At 72.3% G+C, this 22356-nt stretch carries 17 protein-coding genes; 5 read left to right on the top strand and 12 right to left on the bottom strand.

Annotated elements, in window-relative coordinates; translation table 11 throughout:
- Window positions 1-151 precede the first annotated feature (151 nt).
- Window positions 152-1015 (top strand): phosphotransferase enzyme family protein, encoded by an 864-nt coding sequence (locus OHA64_RS36875; protein WP_405620721.1) that lies wholly within the window; start codon window positions 152-154, stop codon window positions 1013-1015.
- A gap of 277 nt (window positions 1016-1292) precedes the next feature.
- Here the strand turns inward: OHA64_RS36875 and OHA64_RS36870 are convergent, their stop codons facing one another.
- The 4 genes from OHA64_RS36870 to OHA64_RS36855 all read right to left on the bottom strand — a co-directional run bounded on the left by OHA64_RS36870 (window position 1293) and on the right by OHA64_RS36855 (window position 5785).
- The gene (locus OHA64_RS36870) at window positions 1293-2015 is read right to left on the bottom strand and encodes a 3'-5' exonuclease (protein WP_405620719.1); all 723 of its coding nucleotides are present in this window, start codon (window positions 2013-2015) and stop codon (window positions 1293-1295) included.
- Window positions 2016-2192: 177 nt separating this feature from the next.
- Window positions 2193-3431 (bottom strand): SAV2148 family HEPN domain-containing protein, encoded by a 1239-nt coding sequence (locus tag OHA64_RS36865; RefSeq protein WP_405620717.1) that lies wholly within the window; start codon window positions 3429-3431, stop codon window positions 2193-2195.
- 115 nt (window positions 3432-3546) lie between these two features.
- On the bottom strand, window positions 3547-4887 hold the full coding sequence (locus OHA64_RS36860) for a copper amine oxidase (RefSeq protein WP_405620715.1): 1341 nt from the start codon (window positions 4885-4887) through the stop codon (window positions 3547-3549).
- A 55-nt stretch (window positions 4888-4942) separates the two neighbouring features.
- Window positions 4943-5785, bottom strand: a complete 843-nt coding sequence (locus tag OHA64_RS36855; protein WP_405620713.1) for a Tat pathway signal sequence domain protein — start codon at window positions 5783-5785, stop codon at window positions 4943-4945.
- Window positions 5786-5983: 198 nt separating this feature from the next.
- Between OHA64_RS36855 and glgX the strand changes: the two genes are divergently transcribed.
- The 3 genes from glgX to OHA64_RS36840 all read left to right on the top strand — a co-directional run bounded on the left by glgX (window position 5984) and on the right by OHA64_RS36840 (window position 12119).
- Window positions 5984-8101 carry a glycogen debranching protein GlgX gene (gene glgX, locus OHA64_RS36850; RefSeq protein ID WP_405620711.1) on the top strand — a complete coding sequence of 706 codons (2118 nt, stop codon included), beginning with the start codon at window positions 5984-5986 and terminating at the stop codon, window positions 8099-8101.
- A 135-nt stretch (window positions 8102-8236) separates the two neighbouring features.
- Window positions 8237-10618 (top strand): malto-oligosyltrehalose synthase, encoded by a 2382-nt coding sequence (treY, locus tag OHA64_RS36845; protein WP_405620709.1) that lies wholly within the window; start codon window positions 8237-8239, stop codon window positions 10616-10618.
- A 250-nt stretch (window positions 10619-10868) separates the two neighbouring features.
- On the top strand, window positions 10869-12119 hold the full coding sequence (locus OHA64_RS36840) for a M14 family zinc carboxypeptidase (RefSeq protein WP_405620707.1): 1251 nt from the start codon (window positions 10869-10871) through the stop codon (window positions 12117-12119).
- 91 nt (window positions 12120-12210) lie between these two features.
- Here OHA64_RS36840 and OHA64_RS36835 read toward each other — a convergent pair whose 3' ends face one another.
- The 3 genes from OHA64_RS36835 to OHA64_RS36825 all read right to left on the bottom strand — a co-directional run bounded on the left by OHA64_RS36835 (window position 12211) and on the right by OHA64_RS36825 (window position 14678).
- A complete protein-coding gene (locus OHA64_RS36835) occupies window positions 12211-12630 on the bottom strand; it encodes an SSI family serine proteinase inhibitor (RefSeq protein ID WP_405620705.1) in 420 nt (139 codons plus the stop codon).
- A complete protein-coding gene (locus OHA64_RS36830; protein ID WP_405620703.1) occupies window positions 12627-13988 on the bottom strand; it encodes a M14 family zinc carboxypeptidase in 1362 nt (453 codons plus the stop codon). The genes OHA64_RS36835 and OHA64_RS36830 overlap by 4 nt, the downstream gene beginning before the upstream one ends.
- A gap of 138 nt (window positions 13989-14126) precedes the next feature.
- Window positions 14127-14678, bottom strand: a complete 552-nt coding sequence (locus OHA64_RS36825; RefSeq protein WP_405620701.1) for an FHA domain-containing protein — start codon at window positions 14676-14678, stop codon at window positions 14127-14129.
- A gap of 185 nt (window positions 14679-14863) precedes the next feature.
- Here OHA64_RS36825 and treZ point away from each other — a divergent pair, with 185 nt between their 5' ends.
- Window positions 14864-16609: a malto-oligosyltrehalose trehalohydrolase gene (gene treZ / locus OHA64_RS36820; protein ID WP_405620699.1), complete on the top strand. Its 1746-nt coding sequence runs from the start codon at window positions 14864-14866 to the stop codon at window positions 16607-16609.
- Window positions 16610-16614: 5 nt separating this feature from the next.
- Here the strand turns inward: treZ and OHA64_RS36815 are convergent, their stop codons facing one another.
- From OHA64_RS36815 to cyc2, 5 genes are all read right to left on the bottom strand, one after another.
- Entirely contained in the window at window positions 16615-16755 is a 141-nt protein-coding gene (locus OHA64_RS36815) for a hypothetical protein (protein WP_405620697.1), read from the bottom strand.
- Between the two features lie 134 nt (window positions 16756-16889).
- Window positions 16890-17837 (bottom strand): aminoglycoside phosphotransferase family protein, encoded by a 948-nt coding sequence (locus OHA64_RS36810; RefSeq protein WP_405620695.1) that lies wholly within the window; start codon window positions 17835-17837, stop codon window positions 16890-16892.
- Between the two features lie 46 nt (window positions 17838-17883).
- A complete protein-coding gene (locus tag OHA64_RS36805; RefSeq protein ID WP_405620693.1) occupies window positions 17884-19011 on the bottom strand; it encodes an aminopeptidase P family protein in 1128 nt (375 codons plus the stop codon).
- 175 nt (window positions 19012-19186) lie between these two features.
- Complete coding sequence (locus OHA64_RS36800; RefSeq protein ID WP_405620691.1) at window positions 19187-19771, bottom strand: PDZ domain-containing protein; 585 nt, start codon at window positions 19769-19771, stop codon at window positions 19187-19189.
- A gap of 266 nt (window positions 19772-20037) precedes the next feature.
- Window positions 20038-22194 (bottom strand): germacradienol/geosmin synthase Cyc2, encoded by a 2157-nt coding sequence (gene cyc2, locus OHA64_RS36795; protein ID WP_405620689.1) that lies wholly within the window; start codon window positions 22192-22194, stop codon window positions 20038-20040.
- Window positions 22195-22356 lie beyond the last annotated feature (162 nt).

The following is a 22356-nucleotide window of genomic DNA, read 5'->3' as shown; positions in this document are numbered from 1 at the left end:
CATGGTCGTGAAGCCGCCCCGCCCCGTCAAGACACCGCGCACACCGGCCCGACCTGTGCGAATGCGACACTGGCCGGCGGATGGCGGGAACTCGACACCGGCCGGCCGGTCGTGGGGCGGCTCGGCACGGACGACGACACGGAGGCGGACGATGGACGAGGCACGGGCGCGGGACGTACTGGCCGCGTCGGGGGTACTGCCCGGCCGGGCACCGGACGCGCGGCTGCTCGCCCTGGGCGAGAACGCGGTGTTCGCCGCCGGTGACCTGGTCGTCAAGGTGGGCCGCGACGCCGAACTCCTCGACCGGGCGCGCCGGGAACTGGCCGTCGCGATGTGGCTCGCCGAGCAGGACGTGCCGGCGGTGCGGGCGGCGGATCCCGAGGCGCTGTCGGTCGAGGGCCATCCGGTGACCGTGTGGCACCGGCTGCCCGAGCCCGTACGTCCCGCGGAGCCGCGCGATCTGGCCGAACTCCTCCGCAGGGTGCACGCCCTGTCCGCCCCCTCCTTCGACCTGCCGCCCCGCGATCTGCTGGACGGGGTGGAGCGTTGGCTGCGGCTCGCGGGCGACGCGATCGATCCGGCCGACGCGGCGTACCTCCGCGAGCGCCGCGACGGCTTCGCCGCGGCCGCCGCCGCGCTGACCCCGCGGCTGTCCCCGGGCCCGATCCATGGCGACGCCCTCCCCCGCAACGTCCACGTCGGACCGGCCGGCCCGGTCCTCGTCGACCTGGAGACCGTCTCCGCCGACCTGCGCGAACACGACCTGGTCGTCATGGCCCTCTCCCACGACCGCTACGGGGTGCCCGCCGCGGCCTACGACTCGTTCACCGAGGCGTACGGCAGGGACGTGCGCGAGTGGTCGGGCTGTTCGGTGCTGAGAGGGGCCCGGGAGACGGCGAGTTGTGCGTGGGTGGCTCAGCACGCGCCGAGCAATCCGAAGGCGCGGGCGGAGTTCGAACGGCGGGTGGGGTCGCTGCGGGACGGGGACGCGACGGTGCGGTGGTATCCGTTCTGAGCGCCTGAGGCCTGTCGTTGCCGGGCGGCCGCGGGTGTCCGTCGTGGCCGACCGGACCCGAGGGTCGGCCACGTGTCGTCACGTCCCCGCGCCTCTCAGGGGGTCATCTGGCCGTCGGAGTCCCTGTCCTGGATGGTTCGTGCCGCGCGGCCCAGTTCGGTGAGGACGGTGCGGACCGCTTTCCGCGCCGCGCGTTCCGGAAGGTGCGGGGCGTCGATGCGCCGTCCCGACGGGCCACGTCGGCCCGTCGGCGCGCACTGGGCATCCGCCCGCCGGCTCACACCGGCTCGTCGGCCAACTCCCGCAGCGGCCACAGGGCGTCCACCACCGCGTCCGCGTCGCCCTTGCGGCGCAGGAAGCTCTGGAAGTCGGCCGCCCACTCGGCGTACCACTCGATCTGGCGGCGGTGCAGTTCCGCCGGGCCGAGCGCCGCGATCTTGGCGTGGCGCTCGGCTATCGCGCCGGCCAGCCGGGCGGCGGCGAGGGCGTCGGCCGAGGCGTCGTGGGCGGACTCGAGGACGACGCCGTACTCCTCGCAGACCGCTTCGAGGTTGCGCTTGCCCCGGCGGTAGCGGTCGGCCCAGCGGTCGATCGTGTACGGGTCGATGACCGGGGCGGGGTCGAGGCCGCCCAGGCGCTCACGCAGGGACGGCAGGCCGTGGCGTCGCAGTTCGGCGGAGAGCAGGGTCAGGTCGAAGGCCGCGTTGTAGGCGACGACCGGCACGCCCGTCTTCCAGTACGTCACCAGGACGTCCGCGATGGCCTCCGCGACCTGGTCGGCCGGCCTGCCCTCGGTGGCCGCGCGCTCGTTGCTGATGCCGTGCACCGCGACGGCGTCCGCCGGGATCTCCACGCCGGGATCCGCCAGCCACTCCCGGCACCCCAGGGGCTGTCCGGCCCTGACCTCTATCACGGCGCCCGTGACGATACGCGCCTCGCGCGGATCGGTCCCGGTCGTCTCCAGGTCGAAGCCGATCAGCAGCTCACGGTGCCAGCCCATGGGTGGTCCCCCTCCTCGGTGGTGCTTTCCCCCAGTGGTCTCCACGATCCCATGCACCACTGACAATCCGAGGACCGCATTCCGCTTGACCGGCGGACAGTTCGGGACACCGGGGAGCGAACTGCCCCAAGTGGGGCTCACACCTGGACGGTGACGGTCACCGGTCCCGCCCTCCGTTCAGGACACCGGCCGCGAATCGGCCCAGGCCGTCTCGAACTCCTCGCGGTACGTCGGAAAGAGACCGGACTCGTCGACTTCGCCCGGCTTGACCAGCTTGCTTCCGCTGCGCAGCACCAGCACCGGTGCCTCCATCCCGCGCGAGCGCCGCAGATAGGACTGCACCACGGCGATACCGTCCGAGCCGTCACCGTCGACGAGGTACGCCGTGAAGCGGGGCGTGTCGTCGTAGACCTGGATCTCGAAGGCCCCGGGGTCGCGCAGCTTGGAGCGGACCCGGCGCATGTGCAGGATGTTCATCTCGACGGCCCGGCTCAACTCACCCCGCTTGATGCCGAGTTCACGCTCACGCCGCTTGACCGCGCTGGAGGCCGGGTTCAGGAACAGCAGCCGCACCCGGCAGCCGCTCTCGGCAAGTCGCACCAGGCGGCGGCCGGAGAAGTTCTGCACGAGCAGGTTGAGGCCGATGCCCACCGCGTCCAGGCGGCGGGCGTCGCCGAAGAGGTCCTCGGCGGGGAACTGCCGCATGAGCCGCACGCGGTCGGAGTGCACCGCGACCACGTCCGCGTACCGCTCGCCGACGAGGTCCTCGACCGCGTCCACCGGCAGCCGGCGCGCGGAGGGCACGTCACCGCCCGTGCCGAGCATCTCCAGCAACCGGGCGGAGGCCCGCTCGGCCTGGTTCAGGACGGCCTCCGACAGGGCCCGGTTGCGCGAGACGACGTTCCGGGTGACCTCCAGCTCGTCCAGCGCCAGTTCGACGTCCCGGCGGTCGTCGAGGTACGGCTCGAAGCAGGGCCAGTGCTGCACCATCAGCTCCCGCAACTGCGGAAGGGTGAGAAAGCTGAGGACGTTGTCGTCGGCCGGGTCGAGCAGATAGCCCTTGCGGCGGCTCACTTCGCGTACGGCGACCGCGCGCTGGACCCACTCCTGGCCGGCCGGCCCGGCCGCGGCGACGACCCATTCGTCGCTGTGGACGGGTTCGTAGATGGGGCGCAGCACGGCGGCCACCACGGAGCGCAGCCGCTGCTCGACGAGATTCAGCCAGATGTAGGCGCGTCCCGCCCGCTGGGCGCGGGTGCGCACCTCACGCCAGGCGTCGGCGTCCCAGTCCAGCTCCGGCCCGATGGCACCCGCGTCCATCGGCCGGGCCAGGGACACCGTGCCGGGCGGGGCGTCTGCGGAGTTCCCCTCGTGACTCTCGTCACCAGGGGGCAGCTCCAGCCCTCCCGAGCCCACCCGTGCACCGCCTTCCGCTCCCCCGAGCTCTCCGGAGGGCCAGGCCCCCACTCAACGATCAAGGAAGGGTACTCCGGTACCGGTCGGCGGTGCAGCCGGATGGACAGGTCGTTTCTCAACTACGCGGCTGCCAGTACCCGTTCTGCCAGGCAAGGTCGTCGGGAGTGAGCGGATTCATAGCGGTGACGTCCCGCGGGGCGATGGAGAACCCCTGCCAGTGGATCGGCATGGGCTGCTGGTCCTCGTCGCGGGCGATGTGGTGGAAGCCGACGTTCATCCAGACGACGGGGTGCGTGAGGTTCTGGCCGTTGACCCACTTGTCCACGGCCTTGCCCCCGCAACTGCCCGGGTTGTTGCTGGCGAACAGCTCGCAGTTGTTGTACTGGGTGAAGTAGAGGTCGTGCTTGGTGAAGCTGCGGCCCGGGTACTTGGTGCTGGTGCCGGGGACGATCTCGTACGACCGCGCGTGCCCGTCCTTGTTCTTGCCGCTCTCGCTGACCATCCGCCACCAGCGGTAGGCCTTGGTGTCGGCCGCCTGTTCCTTGGTGATCTTGGTGCGGGTGGTCTTGGTGGTCGGGGCCTGCTGACCCGAGGCGGGCGCGGTCACGGCCGAGTCGTACTGCTCGACGCGGTTCTTGGAGGAGCCGTCGAGGCCGAAGTCGAGCCGCCAGAAGACGTTGTGGCTGTGGCTGGTGGCCGAGGCCTTGGCGGCGCCCTTGCCTATCGGCCAGCCGCGGCCGTCGCCGGCGTCGTAGTCCTCGAAGGAGAGGCTGCCGGTCGCGCCCACGTTCATGGTGACCGTGCCGTCATCCTGGAAGCGCCACTCGGTCATGTACTCGTACCAGCCGACCTGGTTGACCGTGTAGACGAGAAGGTCCTTGCCCTGGGCCTGATAGACCTTGTTCTCGGCGTCGCCCTGCATGCGGTAGGCGTGGCCGCGGGAGCGGGTGGTGGTGCACAGGCCCTTGACGTTCGGGTTGCCCGAGGTCCAGAGGTCGGGGACCTTGACCGTCTTGATGGTGCCGCCGGGGCATTCGCCGGGCGCCAGGTTCATCAGGCCCTGAGCGAAGTTGAAGCCCGTCAGGTCGTCGTACTCGTTCTTCCCGTCGTCGTACGGGACGTGGATCTGGCCGAGCCGGGCGCTGTTGAGCACCTTGATCGGCGCCGTCTCGCCCTTGGGCTGGTAGGAGACGTTCTCCAGGACCAGTCCGGCCTTGTTGTCGTAGCGCCAGCACATCCGCCAGGTCGTACCGCTGTCGAGCTTCTGCTCGATGCGGTAGGCGGCACTGCAGTCGGCGGCCGCCGCGGCGGCGGTCTTCGGCTGGGCGACGGCCGGGCCGGCGCCGGTGGTCGCACCGGCGGCCAGCGCGGCCACGGACAGGCCGACGGCCGCCCGGGTGCGGGCCCGGCTGGTTCTCCGCGGCCGGGGGTCGCTGATGGAGCGCTTTACGTGCATGAAGAAATGACTCCCTCGCAGGAGGTGCGGGTTCGAACAGTGGACGGAGGGTGGCTCAGTTCGTGAGCTTGGCGACCTTGCGGGCGCTCAGGTCGATGACCAGGGTCCGGGCGTCGATCCACGACCCGTTCTTGATCTTCGGGAACAGCCGCACGCAGCGGTGTTCGCCGCACTTGTCGAGTACGGCGGGCTGGGCGCCCTCGGTGGCCCGGTAGACCCCGCCGGTGACCAGCAGCTGGTCCGCGGAGGTGAGCTCCTTGCCGGTGGAGTCCTTGTAGTCCGCCTTGAGGCCCGCGCCCAGCGGGTCGGCGATCAGGAGGTTCGTCGCCTCGACGTTCTCCTCCCGGCTCAGCGGCGGCTGGACGCCGCGCTGGGTGTCGGTCCGCACGACCTTCCCGCTGTCGAGGTCGACGGTCCGGGACACGAGGGTGTCGTCCCGGTAGTCGTAGAACGTCACATCGGCCCGCCTGGGCGCGTCCGGGTCGTCGACCTCGGCGGCCTCCGGTTCGGCGAGGTCGACGGTGAGCCGCTGCGGACCGCGATCGCCCTCGACGTCCTCGCTGGTGTCGCGCAGCTGCCGGTTCAGGGCGATCTGTGACACGCGCGTGATCTCGTCGTCGGTCAGCGGGTCGCGGCCCTTGCCCTTGTCGCCCTCGGCGGGGGGCTGCTCCACCACGCCGGGCGCGACCGCCGCACCCTGACCCTGTCCCTGCCCTTGGCCCTGGCCCTGCTCCTGGCCGGTCTGCTGCCCGGCCTGGGTGGTCCCCCCGGTGCCTCCCGTCTCGTCGGCCCCCGCCGTCCCCGGCAGGGTGATTCCGACCATCACGGCGGTCCCCGCCACCGCGATGGCCGCTCCGGCCACCACCTTGCCCAGATGGCGGTGCACTATGTTGCGCACGTCTTCCCCCTACTCCCCCAACATCCCCGGGAGTACGTTTTTGCCCCACTGTTCTCGGCCCACGGCGTGGTCATTGATCGCCGCGGGCACTGGTCGTCCGGTAAGAGGGACGTAAGTCATAGGTGGTTCCCTCACTTTTGGGGAGACTCAGAACCAAGGCGCACCCGGCGGCCCCCCTCACCTGAAAGAGTCGTATCCATGCAGGTCTGGCCTGGAGAGGCGTATCCACTCGGAGCCACGTACGACGGCGCCGGCACCAACTTCGCGGTCTTCACCGAGGCCGCGGACCGAGTAGAGCTGTGTCTGTTGGACGACGACGGCTCGGAGACGGCGGTGGAACTGCGGGAGAGCGACGCGTTCGTCCGGCACGCGTACGTGCCCGGCATCATGCCGGGACAGCGCTACGGCTTCCGCGTGCACGGCCCGTCCGCCCCCGAGCGCGGTCTGCGCTGCAACTCGGCGAAGCTGCTGCTCGACCCGTACGCGAAGGCGATCAGCGGTTCGATCCGCTGGGGCGAGGAGGTGTACGGCTACCACTTCGGCGCGCCCGACAAGCGCAACGACCTGGACTCGGCGCCGCACATGATGACGTCGGTCGTGGTCAACCCGTACTTCGACTGGGGCGACGACAGGCGCCCGCGCACCGACTACCACCACACCGTGATCTACGAGGCCCATGTGAAGGGCCTCACGATGCGGCACCCGGGCCTGCCGGAGGAACTGCGCGGGACGTACGCCGCCCTCGCCCATCCGGCGATCATCGAGCACCTCACCGAGCTGGGCGTCACGGCACTGGAGCTGATGCCGGTCCACCAGTTCGTGAACGACCACCGTCTGGTCGACATGGGACTGAACAACTACTGGGGCTACAACACCATCGGCTTCTTCGCCCCGCACAACGCGTACGCCTCCTGGGGCGACCGCGGCCAGCAGGTCCTGGAGTTCAAGTCGGCGGTGCGGGCGCTGCACGAGGCCGGCATCGAGGTCATCCTGGACGTCGTCTACAACCACACCGCCGAGGGCAACCACATGGGCCCGACGCTGTCCTTCAAGGGCCTGGACAATCCGCAGTACTACCGACTGACGGACGATCCCCGCTACTACATGGACACCACGGGCACCGGGAACTCGCTGCTCATGCGGTCCCCGCACGTGCTCCAGCTGATCATGGACTCGCTGCGCTACTGGGTCACCGAGATGCATGTCGACGGGTTCCGCTTCGATCTCGCGGCGACCCTGGCCCGGCAGTTCCACGAGGTGGACCGGCTGTCGTCGTTCTTCGACCTGGTGCAGCAGGACCCGGTCGTCTCCCAGGTGAAGCTGATCGCGGAACCGTGGGACGTGGGCGAGGGTGGCTACCAGGTGGGTAACTTCCCGCCGCTGTGGACGGAGTGGAACGGCAAGTACCGCGACACCGTGCGGGACCTGTGGCGGGGTGAGACGAGCTCGCTGGCGGAGTTCGCGTCCCGGCTGACCGGTTCGTCCGACCTGTACCAGGACGACGGACGGCGGCCCCTGGCCTCCATCAACTTCGTGACCTGCCACGACGGGTTCACCCTCCGCGACATGGTGTCGTACAACGACAAGCACAACGATGCCAACGGCGAGGACAACCGGGACGGGGAGAGCCACAACCGGTCCTGGAACTGCGGGGTCGAGGGCGAGAGTGACGATCCGGCCGTGCGGGAGCTGCGGGCCCGCCAGATGCGCAACTTCATGGCCACGCTGATGCTGTCCCAGGGCGTGCCCATGCTCAGTCACGGTGACGAGGTCGGGCGCACCCAGCGCGGCAACAACAACGCGTACTGCCAGGACAGCGAGCTGGCCTGGGTGGAGTGGCCCGGCGACGAGGGGCTCGGCCGCGAGCTGCTGGACTTCACTCGCGCGATGGTGGGCCTGCGCAAGGAGCATCCGGTGTTCCGGCGTCGGCGCTTCTTCCACGGGCGGCTCGTGGAGGGCACCCACGACGAGCTGTCGGACATCGCCTGGTTCACTCCGGAGGGCGAGGAGATGACCCAGGGGGACTGGGACTCGGCTCAGGCGCCGGCGCTGGCGGTGTTCCTCAACGGCAACGCGATCTCCGAGCCCGGTCCGCGGGGGGAGCGCATCACCGACGACTCGTTCCTGCTGATGTTCAACGCCACGCCCGGGACGCTGGACTTCGTGGTGCCCGTCAACCACGGCCCGCAGTGGGAGGTGGTGGTCGACACCGCCCACACGGACGGCGTCCCGCCCGACGCGGGCACGAAGGTGCGGGCCGGGGAACGGCTGACCCTGGTGGACCGGAGCATGGTCGTGTTGCAGCGGCCGGTCTAGGCGCACTGTCCGGCCAGGCCACCGGGGCGCGCGCCCCGTCCGTGCCCCCGTGGGGCGGCGGGCGGGGCGCGTACGGGGGGCAGGTGACGGTGATGAGATGACACGAAAGGCGGCGGGGCGGGTACGTAGCTCTGCATGACACCTGAGCGATCCGTCCCTGCCGCGCCGACGGCCACCTACCGGCTCCAGTTGCAGCGCGAGTTCCCGTTCGCGGCGGCGGCCGCGGCCGTGCCGTACCTGGCCTCGCTCGGCGTCTCGCACCTGCACCTGTCCCCCGTCCTGGAGGCGGTTCCCGGCTCCACGCACGGCTACGACGTGGTCGACCCCGCGCGCGTGCGCGAGGAGCTGGGCGGCGAGGAGGGGCTGCGGGCGCTGGCACGCACCGCGCGGGAGCACGGGCTCGGTCTGGTGGTGGACATCGTGCCGAACCACATGGCGATGGCCCCGCGTCACAACCACGCCCTGTGGGAGGTGCTGCGCGAGGGGCCGGAGTCCGCGTACGCGCGATGGTTCGACATCGACTGGGAGGCGCAGGGCGGCCAGGTGCTGCTGCCGGTGCTCGGGCATCCGCTCGGCACGGAGATCGAGCACCTGGACGTCGACGGGAAGCTCCTTCGCTACTACGACCATGTGTTCCCGCTGCGCGAGGGCACCGGTGACCTGCCGCTTCCGCAGCTGCTGGACGCTCAGTGGTACCGCCCGGTGTGGTGGCGGCTGGCCCGGACCGAGCTCAACTACCGGCGGTTCTTCAGCATCTCCGAACTCATCGGGGTGCGGGTGGAGGACCCGGAGGTCTTCGAGGCGACGCACGCCAAGATCCTCCAGCTGCTGCACGAGGGCGTGCTCGACGGCCTGCGTGTCGACCACCCCGACGGCCTCGCCGACCCCGGCGGCTATCTCCGGCGGCTCCACGAGGCGACCGGCGGTCGCTGGACGGTCGTGGAGAAGATCCTGGCGGACGGGGAGCACCTGCCGGCCTCCTGGCCGGTCGCGGGCACCACGGGCTACGACGCGCTGCGGCACGTCGACGGTCTCTTCGCGGATCCGGCCGGGGCCGGGGAGCTGCTGGGTCAGTACCGGCGTTTCGCGGCCCCGCAGACGGACCGGGGCGGGGACTGGGCGGCGACGGTGCGGCGGGCGGCGTACAAGGTGCTCACACACGAGCTGGCGACCGAGGTGGACCGGCTGACGCGGGTGGCGAGCCGCCTGTGCGCCGCCTCGCCCGATCCCGCGCTGCGCGACCGCGCTCCCTGGGCGCTGCGGACCGCCCTGAGGGAACTTCTGGTCCGTCTGGAGGTCTACCGGCCGTACTCCACCGGGGACGCCGCCCGGGTCGTCACCGAGGAGGCCGCGGCTGAGGCCCGGTCGGCCTTCCTGGTCCCCGAGGAGGGCGGCGCGGTCGACGCCGTACGGGACCTGGTGCTCGGGCGCCACGGCGACGAGCCCGGGCATCTCGAGTTCCGGACCCGGTTCGCGCAGACCTCGTCGGCGCTGCGCGCCAAGTCCGTCGAGGACACGGCGTTCTACCGCTACGTGCCGCTGCTGTCGGCGACCGAGGTGGGCGGCGACCCGGGCAGCCCCACCGTGTCCCCGGAGGACTTCCACGCCTACTGCGCGCGCGTGCAGCGCGACTGGCCGGTCGGCGGGACCGTCGCGTCGACGCACGACACCAAGCGCAGCGCGGACGTCCGGGCGGCCCTCGCGGTGCTCACCGAGTGCCCGCAGCGGTGGGCGGACGTGCTCGCGGAGGTGACCCGCACCGGGGAGGGCGTGCCGGACGCGCAGCTGGCGTGGGCGGCCTGGCAGACGGTGTTCGGACTCGGGCCGGCCGAGCCGGAGCGCGTCCGGGAAGCCCTGCTGAAGCATGTGCGTGAGGCAGGGTTGTACACCAGCTGGACCGAGCAGGAGCCCGCGTACGAGGAGGCGGTGGCGGCGTTCGTCGCGGCCGGGCCGTGCGGGGTGCCGGGCGAGCACGTGGCCGCCTTCCGGAGCGCGCTGGAGTCCTCCATCCGGGCGAACGTGCTGGGCACGGCCCTGGTCCAGCTGACGATGCCGGGCGTGCCGGACGTGTACCAGGGCACGGAGGGCGAGTACCGGGCGCTGGTCGATCCGGACAACCGGCGGCCCGTTCGGTTCCCTCCGCGGGACCCGGGCGACAAGGGTGCGGTGACCCGTGCGGCGCTGCGGCTGCGCGCCCGGCGGCCGGATGTCTTCGGGGACGCGGCGACGTACTCGCCGCTGACCGCCGAGGGTCCGGCGGCGGGTCACTGCGTGGCGTTCGTGCGTTCTGGAGAGGCGCTGACGGCGGTGACCCGGCTGTCGCTGCGGCTGGCGGAGGCGGGCGGCTGGCGGGACACGCGGTTGCCGCTGCCGCCGGGGCGGTGGGCCGACGTGCTGGCGCCGGAGCGGGAGTTCACGGGGAACACACGCGTGGCGGAGCTCTTCGACCGGCTTCCGGTGGCGCTGCTGGAGCGGGTCGGGGACGGGGCGCGGGAGACGGAGGGGGAGCCGGGGTGATGGCGCCGTCTCCGGGACAGGGCAAGGCTCGTACGGCAGGACCGGCCACGCCTCGCAGGGCGGGGGCGGGGGCAGGGGCGGGGGCAGGCAACCCCGCCGGCACCCACGGCCGTACTCCCTGCCGTACCCCCTGAGGTACCTGCCACCCGTCAATGCATCCGGGCGCCCCCGGAGCCTCCCCCTCGCTCCCTTGACACGTCAACGGGGCCGTGGGCTACTGCGGACTGGGAAGCCGGGGGATGGGACGGGGGTGAGTCTCCTGCCGGAGTTGCGCTACCCCACCGTTGTCGAACTGGTCGCGTCCGCAAAGGCGTTGGCCGCCCATCGACCCGGCGTGTGCGTCCTGAGGCAGGTCGGCGTCTCGCGGGCGGGCAGGCCCCTGCACCTGCTGTCCGTGGGCCACGCCCGACGTGCCGTCCTGGTGGTCGCGGGCGCCCACTCCAACGAGCCGACCGGCGGCTCCACGCTTCTGACGGTCGCCGAACGGGTGCTGTGTGAGCGGGAGTTGAGATCCGACACGTCCTGGCACTTCCTGCTGTGCGCGGATCCCGACGGAGCGAGCCTGCACGTCACTCCGGCACCGCGCAGCCTGTTCGAGTACCACCTCGGCTTCTACCGGCCCGCGGGACCGGAGCAGCCGGAGTGGTCGCCGTCCCTGCTGCCGCCGGACCGGCTGCCGCCGGAGACGCGCGCACTGATGGCCGTCATCGACGAGCTGCGGCCCTACCTCCAGGTGACCCTCCACGGCACCGATGTGGGCGGCAGCTGGGTGCAGTTGACGAAGGAGGTACCGGGTCTCGCCGAGCCGTTCGCGAAGTCCGCGGCCCGGTTGAACATCCCGGTGGAGACCGGCGCCTCGGACGCGGCGGGCTGGCCGGCCTCCGGACGGGGCGTGCATGTGATGCCGGCGCCGGGGGCGGGCGCCGCGTACCCGAGCATGCCGGACGACGCACGCCGGTGCACCTGGTACCACGTGCACCGGTACGGCGGTCTGACCGCGGTGGTCGAGGTGCCGATGTGGGCGAGTGACCTGGTGGACGACCCGGTCCCGCACCCGGCCCCGGCGGTGGCGATGCGTCGGCTGGCGGGCCGGCTGCTGCGGGACACCTCGGAGCTGGAGGGGGTGCTCGCCGACGCACGGCCCCGGCTGGCGGCTCTGGACGGGCCGCTGCTGCGGGCGGCGGACTGGGGGCTGGACCTGGTGCCGGGACTGGCCGCGGACTGGACGCACACGCCGCCCGCCGACGGCACGCGGGCGTACGTCGGCAGTGTGGACGCGTTCGCGCGCCGGCTGCCGCTGCGGGCGGCGGCCATGCTGCTGCGGGTCCTGCGGGAGACCGACGACCCGGTGGCACCCCGCCTGGAACAGCTCGTGGCGACTTGGAGCGACGCCTTCACGGAGCGCTTCCTGGCCCGCTGGGTGCCCTTGGCGCACCAGGTGGAGCACCAGTCCCGCACGGTGGTGGCGGTGGCGTTGCACGCGCGCGAGAGGGCGGCGTGAGCGGCCGTCACCGAACCGCCCGGCCCACGCGCGCGTGCGGTCGCCGAGCGGCCGGCCCACGCGCGCGTGCGCCCTGGTTACGGCAGGGACGTCAGCCGTCCAGCGCGAAGACCGCTCCGGTCCGCGCCGTCATCACGCACGCGTTCGGGAAGGTCTCCGCGTAGGCGACCGGACGCCCGTTCCACTGCCCGCGCGCGTGTGCGGTCACCGGTGCGTGGACCATCGTGCAGTAGGAGTCGGCGGCCGGCAGGGCGCGGATGTCGCCGGCGGTCGTCTCCAGTTGGGCGCAGGCCTGGGCGGCCCGCCGGTGGCCCTGCGGCGGGTCGCACATCAGCAGGGTGCTGCGTGTCTCGCTGGAGCGGGCGTCGCCCGAGGCGACGGAGACGAAGAGCCAGTTGCCCGGGGCGGTCTCCTGGGGGGTGGCCTGCGCCGGGGTCACGAGGGAGAGCAGAAGGACGGCCGCGGCGGGCAGGCCGCCCCGGAGCGCTTTCGCTGTGGTGGTGTATGTCATTCCCGATGCATCGGCACGGCGGCCTGCGAACCCCACCCCGGCTCACCCGAACGGGAGGCGGGCGCGTACCGCCCGGCGAGTTCGAAGGCGTCCAGCACCACCCTGGACTGGTACTCCACCTGGCGGGCGACCGGGACCCAGCGTGCCCCGCAGCCGTCGCGGTAGTCGGCGCACCACTCGTCGATCAGCCGGTCCAGGCCGGGCAGCACCCAGGCCGGGCCGACGCCGGCCCGGGTCACGAGCTGGTGCAGCAGCCCCGCCGTACGCAGGGCGAGGCGTCGCCCGGCGATGCGCAGGGCGGCCAGATGGGCGGCGCTCAGGGGCGGCAGCGGGCGGACGCCGTCGGGGACGTCGGGATCCCACGCGTCGGCGAGGCCGGGGCAGACCAGCAGGTAGTCCTCGACCGGGGCGAGCAGCCGGGCCGCGTCCGGGGCGGCCAAGACCTGGGGGCGGACGCGGGCGAGGAGCAGCTCCAGGAGCCGCACGTCGTGTCGCAGGGCGTGGCTGACGGTCCGCAGCACACCGGCCCGGTCCGGGGGCGGTCCGGCGTCCTCGACGGCCGTCACGCCCCACATGGGCGCCTCGACGACGGCGGTCACCGTGCCGTGCCGGTGCGGGTGGTACCAGGTCGACTCGACGGCGGCCTCGGTGATCGCCGCGGCCAGGTCGCCCGGGCTCGGCGGCGGTATCCGGTAGACGGCCGGCCCCAGGCACGGCCAGTACAGGGTGTCGTAGGGGCCGAGTTCGCGCGGTATGGCGAGACGGGCCGCGGTGTGCGCGACGCGCTGGGCGAGGCCGGGCAGGTCACGGGTCAGCTCGACGAAGCCGCCGCCCACGTCGACACCGTGCAGGGAGCACTGGAAGAAGGGGCGCAGTTCGTCCTGGAGGTCGAGCAGGGCGCGGGTCTCCGGCAGGGCGGCGGCGGCCGCGCCGTCGGGCAGCCATTCGGGCTGTTCCAGGAAGCCGGGCCGGAAGAAGTTCCGGAAGTAGCGCCCGAGGGTGTAGGGACCGTGCAGCCAGCCCTCGTTGCGGCGCAGGCCGTCGGGGTCGAGGCAGAGCAGCAGGTTCCAGGTGGCGTCGGCGCCCGAGGTGAGGGTCGGATCGGCCAGGGCCCGCTCGGCCAGCCGCAGGACGGTGGCGCCGCCCACGGGTTCGTTGGCGTGCGGACCGGCGACGACGAGTGCCTGACGGCTGCCGTGGCCGACGGAGAGCAGCCACAGGGGGGTGCCCGCGCGGGAGGTGCCCACCCGGCGCAGTCGGGCCTCTTCGGGGTGGCGGGCGACCAGTGCTGCCGCCCGGACGCCGAGTTCGTCGACGGTCGGGTAGCGGAGGAGGGGCGGCAGGGCACACCTCCACAATGTGGTGCCGACGGTTCACCTGGTGTGCAAGGTGGACACACAGTCAGTCACGAGTTGACGGGTACGTCAACACCGCGAAGGGCAAAGGGACTTGAGCCAACACATCAGGTAAAGCACGGGCCAGAGCTAAGGTCCGGCTCAGTCGACCGAGAGCCGGAACGCCATCCGGCCGAACCCGACCTGGTCGCCCTCGCGGACGACGGCCGCGCCGATGACCCGTCGTCCGTTCACCGTCGTGCCGTTGGTGGAGCCGAGGTCCCGCAGCACCCACATGCCGCCCTGCCTGCTGAGTTCGGCGTGCACCCGGGAGACCGTCTCGTGGGTCAGCCTGAGGCCGTTGGCGGGGTCGCGGCCGATGCGCAACGGATGCCCGGCGCCGGGGTGCGGAAGCAGCAGCTTGGGGAGCCGCTCGGCCTGCCAGGCCCTGCGCAGCCGTACCGTGAAGCCGGAGACCGCCTCGACGGTGCCGAACACCAGGCGGGAGGCACGGCTCTCCCGGGGCAGATCAGCGGTGAGGACGGCGAGCTCGTCGGAGCGGCGGGCGGCGAGCGCGAGCTCCATGCGGTGGATGAACGTGTCGTGTGAGAGACGACCCATGGCGACGCCGTCCCGGAGCACCTTCAACGCCTTGTCGCGCTCCGCGTCGGACAGCCGCGCGGGGTACGTGTTGAACTCGAAGGACGACGTCACGTTCGTGATTGTCGGGCAGCCGGAGCCGGGTGTCCAGAAAACGCGAGAACGGCCGCCCCGCGCGTGTGCCCGGCGACATCTGCCGCGACACGTGTCGCAAAGGGGAGGATTCAGCGGCGTGTTGATCGCGTTTGAAGCACCATGGACGGGCTAGATCACGGTGAGCAGACGAAGGGGGACGGTCCGTGCAGTTCGAGGTGTGGGCACCGCAGGCCGCTCGTGTGACGCTTCATTGCGACGGCGCCACGAGCGCGTTGGAGCGCGATCCGGAACGCCCTGGTTGGTGGTGGGGGCAGGCGCGGGCTCAGGACGGCACGCGGTACGGGTTCGCCCTGGACGACGGTCCGGTGCTGCCCGACCCGCGGTCGCGCCGGCAGCCGGACGGCCCGGACGGGCTGAGCGCGGTCGTCGATCACGAGCGGTACGCGTGGCGCGCCGAGTGGGCCGGACGCGCGCTGCCCGGCGCGGTTGTGTACGAGCTGCACGTGGGCACGTACACGCGCGAGGGCACCCTGGAAGCGGCCGCGGAACGCCTGCGGCATCTCGTCGAACTGGGCGTCACCCACGTCGAGTTGATGCCGCTGTGCCCCTTCCCGGGGCAGCACGGCTGGGGGTACGAGGGCGTCTCGTTGTGGGCGGTGCACGAGCCGTACGGCGGTCCCGAGGCGCTGAAGCGTTTCGTCGACCGGGCCCATGAGCTCGGCCTGGGCGTGGTCCTGGACGTGGTGCACAACCACCTCGGCCCCTCGGGCAACTACCTTCCGCAGTTCGGTCCGTACTTCACGGACACCCATCACACGCCCTGGGGTTCCGCGGTGAACCTTGACGCGCCCGGCTCGGACGAGGTGCGCGCGTATCTGCTCGACAGCGCGCTGTCGTGGCTGCGGGACTACCGGCTCGACGGGCTGCGGCTGGACGCGGTGCACGCGCTGGCGGACACCCGCGCCCACCACTTCCTGGAGGAGCTGTCGACGGAGGTGGACTCCCTCGCCGCCGAGGTGGGCCGCCCCTTGTTCCTGATCGCCGAGTCGGATCTGAACGACCCACGGCTGGTCACCCCGCGCGCGGCGGGCGGCCTCGGACTGCACGCCCAGTGGAACGACGACTTCCACCACGCCCTGCACACCGCGCTGACCGGCGAGACCCAGGGCTACTACGCCGACTTCGGCCGCGCCCCGCTCAAAGCGCTCGCCAAGACGCTCAGTGGCGGTTACTTCCACGACGGCACGTTCTCCAGCTTCCGGGGCCGGCACCACGGGCGGCCCCTGGACCGCTCACGGGTGGCGGCGCACCGGCTCCTCGGCTACAGCCAGACCCACGACCAGGTCGGCAACCGCGCCCAGGGCGACCGGCTGTCGGCCACCCTCTCCCCCGGCCTGCTGGCCTGCGCGGCCGCGCTGGTCCTCACCGCGCCGTTCACGCCGATGCTGTTCATGGGCGAGGAGTGGGCGGCGGGCACACCGTGGCAGTTCTTCACCGACCACACCGATCCCGAGCTCGCCGAGGCCGTACGGCGGGGCAGGCGCCGGGAGTTCGCCGCGCACGGCTGGGCCGAGGAGGACGTCCCGGACCCGCAGGACCCGGCGACCCGCGACCGCTCCTGCCTGGACTGGTCCGAACCCGAACGTGAGCCCCACGCGCGCGTGCTGGCCTGGTACCGGAGCCTCCTCGCGCTGCGGCACGAGCAGCCGGACCTCACCGACCCCGACCTCTCCGACACCAAGGTGGCGTACGACGAGCAGGAACGCTGGCTGGCCTTCCGGCGCGGGGACGTCCGCGTGGCCGTGAACCTGGCCAAGGAAGCGGCCACGATCCCCCTGGGGCCACGCCCCGCACGCGTGCTCGCCGCATGGGAGCCCGTACAGGCGCCGGGCTCGGCCGGGATGCTGCATGTGCCCGGAGAGTCGTGTGTGGTGCTGTTGCAGACGTGACACCGTCAGCCGAGCTTGGCGTTCGGCGCGCTGAGCACGGCCGTCGGAAGGGCCGCGTCGCCGGTCGTCCGGTAGACCGCGATGACGTCGCCCTCGCGGACGACGGTGGCGCGGATCGCGCGGGCCGCGCCCGGGTCCGTCGTCACGGCCTGGTGGGCGAGGGACTCGTCGCCCGCCTCGACGGCGTCCCCGGGGGCGACCGAGGCGTAGGTGGTGCGGGTGCCGCCCGCCAGCCGAGGGAGCAGGACTCCATCGACCGGCTAGAAGTCCGGGCGGGATGTTAGAGGGCGCCGTCCGCCTCCTCGTCGTCCCGCAGTTCGGTGACTCGTTCCAGCAGGATCGCCTCCCAGGCGCGCCGCAGCTGGGTTCTGAGCAGCGGCAGGGAGCGGCCGTCCAGGCGGGCGGCGAGGCTCACGACGGTGTCGCAGCGGGCGAGCCACAGGCCGCGCAGGCAGGGGCGGGCGCCGTAGCCGGCGAGGGTGGCCGCGCGGACGGCGGCCGGGGAGCCGACGGCGAGCGCGAGGCCGGCGATGTCCTCGGCGGGGTCGCCGACGACGGCGCCGGTCCAGTCGAGGACACCGCGCACCCGGCCGTCCGCGCTGACCACGAGGTGCTCGCCCCTGAGGTCGTGGTGGACGAGGACGGCGCTGCCGGACTGCGCGGCGAGCTGGACCGCGGCCGTCGGCGCGAACTGGTGCAGGCGTGCGGGGTCGAACTCGTCCGCCGCGGCGAGACGTTCGGCGGCCTTCGCGGCCGCCCGGCGCAGGGCCTCCAGGGAGCGTGGGGCGGTGCGCGGCACGCCCAGGGTCTCGGCCTGGCGGACCGGCACTTCGCGCAGGCCGGTGAGCAGCCCGGCCAGATCGGCCTCGCCGACGGCGGACACGTCGTGCTCCTCCCCCGAGCCGCCGGGCACCCTGGTGTCCAGCGTGTAGGTGAGCCCGGGTGCCCACTCTCCGCGCGCCACACTCGTCGGCACCGCGACCGGCAGATAGGGGCGCACCAGGTCCCGCAGGCGCAGTTCGCGGCGCCGGCGGACGGCGGCCTCCCGGTCCTCGTCGAGGCGCAGCACATGGCGGGCGCCGACCCACCAGGCGGCGTGCCCGCCGCCCGCGACGACGGGCCGGACCTCGAGCGCTGCGGCGTCGCCCGCGTCGGCCCCGCCGTCCTTGAGCAGGGAACGGACCAGTTGGCGGACGGTGTCCGCGGTGGGTGTCGGTGCCTGGGTCATGGTCGGGCCGCTGTCGGGTCGGGGACGTGGGGGCTTGTGCTGCTCGTCAGTCCACTATGGCCATCTCCCGGCTCGTGACGTTGAGGCGGCGTCCGCCGTCCTCGGTCACGGTGACGATGTCCTCAATGCGTACCCCGAAACGGCCGGGCAGGTAGACGCCGGGTTCCACGGAGAAGCACATGCCCGGCACCAGGGGCTGCTCCTCCCCCTCGATCATGTACGGCGGCTCGTGCGTGGTGACGCCGATGCCGTGTCCGGTGCGGTGGATGAAGTGGTCGCCGTACCCGGCGTCGGCGATGACCGCGCGGGCGGCCCGGTCGACCTCCTGGCAGGGGACACCGGGCCGTACCGCGCGAAAGCCCGCCTCCTGGGCCTCACGGACGAGGTCGTGCACCCGGCGCTCCTCGGCGGTGGGCTCACCGACGTGGACCGTGCGGGAGGTGTCGGAGCCGTAGCCGGCCCTGAGTCCGCCGAAGTCGAGGACGACCATGTCGCCGCGCTCGACGACCCGGTCGCCGACCTCGTGGTGCGGGTTCGCGCCGTTCGGGCCGGAGGCGACGATGGTGAAGTCGACCTGCTCGTGCCCGTGTTCGCGCAGCAGCCGGGCGAGGTCCGCGGCGATCTCGGACTCCTCGCGGCCGGCGAAGGGAACGTTCCGGATCTCCTCGAACGTGGCGTCCGCGGCGGCTCCCGCGGCCGCCAACAGCTCCAGCTCCGCCGCGTCCTTGACGGCACGCAGCATCGGCAGGGCCTCGGTGAGGGAGGCGTACGAGGATCCCGGGAGCGTCTTCCGCAGTCCCAGCAGATGCATGGCCCAGGCGTTGTCGCTGATGCCGAAACGGCCGCTCGCGTCGAGGAGCGCCGCGGTGACGGCGTAGGGGTCCTTGCCGTCGGTCCAGTCACGCAGGGTCAGCGCGGGCGCGCCGGTGGCCTTCGCCGCGTCCGGGGCCTCCAGGGTGGGGACGACGAGGACGGGGTCCTGCCCTGGGGCGAGGACCAGCAAGGTGAGCCGTTCGGTGACCGCGGTGGGCGCGTAGCCGGTGAGCCACACCAGGTCCGGCCCCGGCGCCACCAGGAGCCCGGCGAGTCCCTCGTCGCCGGCCGCCCGCGCGGCTCGCCGCATACGAGCCCCGTAGTCGTCGGCGGTGAAGGGCGCGGGCGTGCTGCCGGTCATCCGGGCCTCCCTGGGCGGGTGAAAGGACTACGGGCAGCATCCTGCCCGCACAGCGGGGGCCGCGCGAGCCGGTTGTCACGTCTTTCGCGCCTTCCTCATGCCTCAGGATCACCACACGGCGTCCGGAACGCGGGGGACCCGCCAGGGGGCTGTCCGTGGAAGGGAGTCGCCGTGCTCATGTGACGATGCCGGGGACGACCGTGAGCTGCTGGTAGCCCCCGCTCTTGTGGCGGATGGTCACGACGACCTCCTTGCCGGGGCGGGCCCGGGTGACGACCTGTGCGAGGTCGGCGGCCGAGTCGACGCGGTTCCGGCCGAACGCGAGGAGTACGTCCCCCCTCACCAGGCCGCCGGAGTAGCCAGGGCCCGGGACATGGACGCCCACCACCAGGGCCCCCGCCTTCTCGGCGTCCACGGCCTCCAGACCGAGCATCGCGCCGCCGGGCGCCGGAGCGGGGCCCGCGTGCGAGGAAGGGCTCGGGTGCGCCGAGGCGGACCGGCTCCCGTGATCCCCCGCCACGGCCTGCCCCGCCTGCCGCTGCAGCTCGGCGAGTCCGCTCATGCCGATCACCGGGGCGCCGACCGTGCCCAGACCGACCCCGGACAGAACCAGGACCGTCCCGACGAACAGGGCGAACAGGAGGGCACGCAGCCGCCGGCCCCGCCGTCGTGCGGCGTGCGGACGCCGGGCGGGAGCGGACCTGCCACCGCCGGGTTCCCGGCCGGGCATCGGCTTGGGACGCAACGCAGTCTGTTCCATGGATCGCCTCCGGGTGATGCTCTACCCAGGGCGTCGGCGCACCACGAGCCACGAACGAGTGAGACTGACTGGCGGCCAAGGGCGGGAAGCCATGGCGGTTCGCGAACTCACCCACGGACCGGTTGTCAGTGGTGGATGTTACGTTCCGTGACGAGCTGATCGGCGGCCAGCCCCCGCCGCCTCCGCGGTGGGGGCCGCCGCCGACGAGACGTCCCGCGAGCTCACGCGGAACATCGCCGAGGACGTGGGGCTCGCCGGGGTCGGGGTCAGCCGACGGGCAGCGCCGGCGGGGTGTCCGGGAGGAAACCGTGGGCGCGGCGGGCCAGGTAGTCGGCCTTGTAGCGGTCCACCTCGCGGTGCCAGTTCAGGATGCCCGCCAGCCAGTTCCGCAGGTCGGCCACATAGTTCCCCATGACCTCGCGGGCCTCCTCGGAGAGGTCGAAGTCGTCGTACACGATGGGTAGTTCGTGCCGGGCGACATGCTCGAACTGCTCCATGCGCTGCGTCATCAGGTCGTGGACGACGCCGAGGGCGGTCGGGTAGTCGATGCCGAAGAAGTTCTGCACCACGAGGATCGCGTTGTGGATCTCGCCCTCGTACTCGATCTCCTTCTGGTACGAGAACACGTCGTTGACCAGGCACGCGTAGTCGATGGCGGCGTTCTCCAGCGAGCGGACGGGGCCGCTGCGGTAGACCTCCGGCGGGACGGCGGGGCCGTGACCCATCCGGCACAGGCTCAGAGTGAGGTCGGAGCCGAAGGTGGAGCGCCGCATCTCCAGGTAGTCGACCGGGTCGGGGATGCGGTTCTGGAGCTGGTTCGAGAGCTCCCAGACCCAGCTCTCCGTCATCACGTTCACCGCGCGCTTCAGGGTGCGCCGTTCGTCGGGGGTCATCGCCGCCGTCGTACGCGCCCACAGGTCGACCAGTCCGTGCTCCATGGCGTTGGCCGGGACGACGGTCTCCTCGCCGTCGACGGGCATGCAGTCCGACAGGCGCTGAGTGGTCAGGCGGGCCGCGGCCAGGTCTCGTCGGTGGCCGTAGACGAGTGGGTAGTAGTCGTCGCCGTACGTGCCCCAGGCCAGCCAGTGGGAGCTGAGGTCGAGGGCCTCGGGGGTGGCGTCCGGGTCGAGGCCGGCCGCACACAGCGGGAGGTCGGAGGCTGCGAGCTTGTCCTCGTCCCAGACGCCCTCCTGCAGGATGCCCATGCGGTGCGCCCACTCGGTGAGCCGGGAACGGGCCCCGTCCAGATGCGGGCTGAGCTCGACCTGGAAGGGCATGTAGAAGTCGGGCAACCGGGACGGGCCGACCTTCTGGTACGGCACATGGGTGTGGGCGCGCAGCCGCTCGACGCCGGCCGACGCGAGCAGTGCGCCCACGTCGGCGGCCGAGGTGCCGGGCCCGGTGAGGCCGTGCCAGGGCTTGCTGGACCGGGCCCGCGCGTTCATGTACCGGCTGGAGCGCATGTGCCATTCGTGGCCGCCGGACTGCCAGTCCTGCAGTCCCCGCGTGTACTGGGCGACCGCGGCCAGCTCCGGCGGGGTCAGGCCCTGTTCCAGGGCCACGGCGGGGACCTCGGTGAACGCGGTGTGCTCGAACTGGTGGAGGCGCGAGGTCAGGATGTCGTTGACGGTGTCGGCGGCTTCCTGGGTGGTGCAGCCGAAGAAGGTCTCCAGGACGAGCACACCGTTGCTGAGCTCGCCCTCGTCCTCGACCTCCCGCTGGTAGGAGAACAGGTCGTTGCGCAGGTGGACACCGTCGGAGAAGGTCTCCATCAGGACCCTCAGCGGCCTCGAACCGGCGACGGACACGGGGACTTCGGCCGTCGCGTACTCCACCAGACCGGCCGACCAGGGGGCGCCGCCGACCTTGCGGCGCATCTCGATGTACTCGACCGGGTTGGCGATCCGCCCCTCGTTGATGTTGGACAGCTCCCACAGGGACTCGTTGAGCAGGTGCTCGGTGGCGACGGAGAAGCGGCGGCGCCAGTCGGCGGACATCGACGGCACGGTGCGCCGCCACAGGTCGGCGAGGCCCGCCTCGACCGGGTTCTGCGGCTCGGGCATCGGTGTGGACAGGTCCATCGGCATGAACATCGGGAGCCGGTCCAGATAGGCCTTGCCGCCGGCCCGGTCCTGGGTGCGCTTGAAGATCTCCAGGAAGTGGTCGTCGAAGAAGAACACCCACACATACCAGTCGGTGATGAGCGAGAGGGCCGGGCCGTCGCAGTCGGGGTGTGTGTAGGCGCAGAGCAGGCCGTAGTCGTGCGCGTCGAGGTCGGCCTGCTCCCAGATCCCGGAGCCCTCCAGCATGCCCATCTCGCGCGCCCACACGGTCGAGTGGGCGCGAGCCTCGTCGACATGCGGGTTCAGCCGCGCGGGATACGGCATGTAGAAGTGCGGGAGTTCGAAGGGCTGCTGCGTCATGGCCGGGCCCTACCCAGGGCCCTCCTAAGGCATCCACCCGCCGGGACATGATCACACCATCGCGTGAATCAGGGTGAATTCACCCGCCGTCAGCTCTACGGCCTGCCATCCGGCGTACGCACCGCCCGCCCCCGCGCGGCCCGCCCCCCAGGGACGCCCCGG

Origin of the sequence: Streptomyces sp. NBC_00076, assembly GCF_045041235.1 — a bacterium.
Classification (GTDB): domain Bacteria; phylum Actinomycetota; class Actinomycetes; order Streptomycetales; family Streptomycetaceae; genus Streptomyces.
Note: the sequence above shows the minus strand (reverse complement) of the source record. Positions and strands in the feature narration are given on the sequence as shown.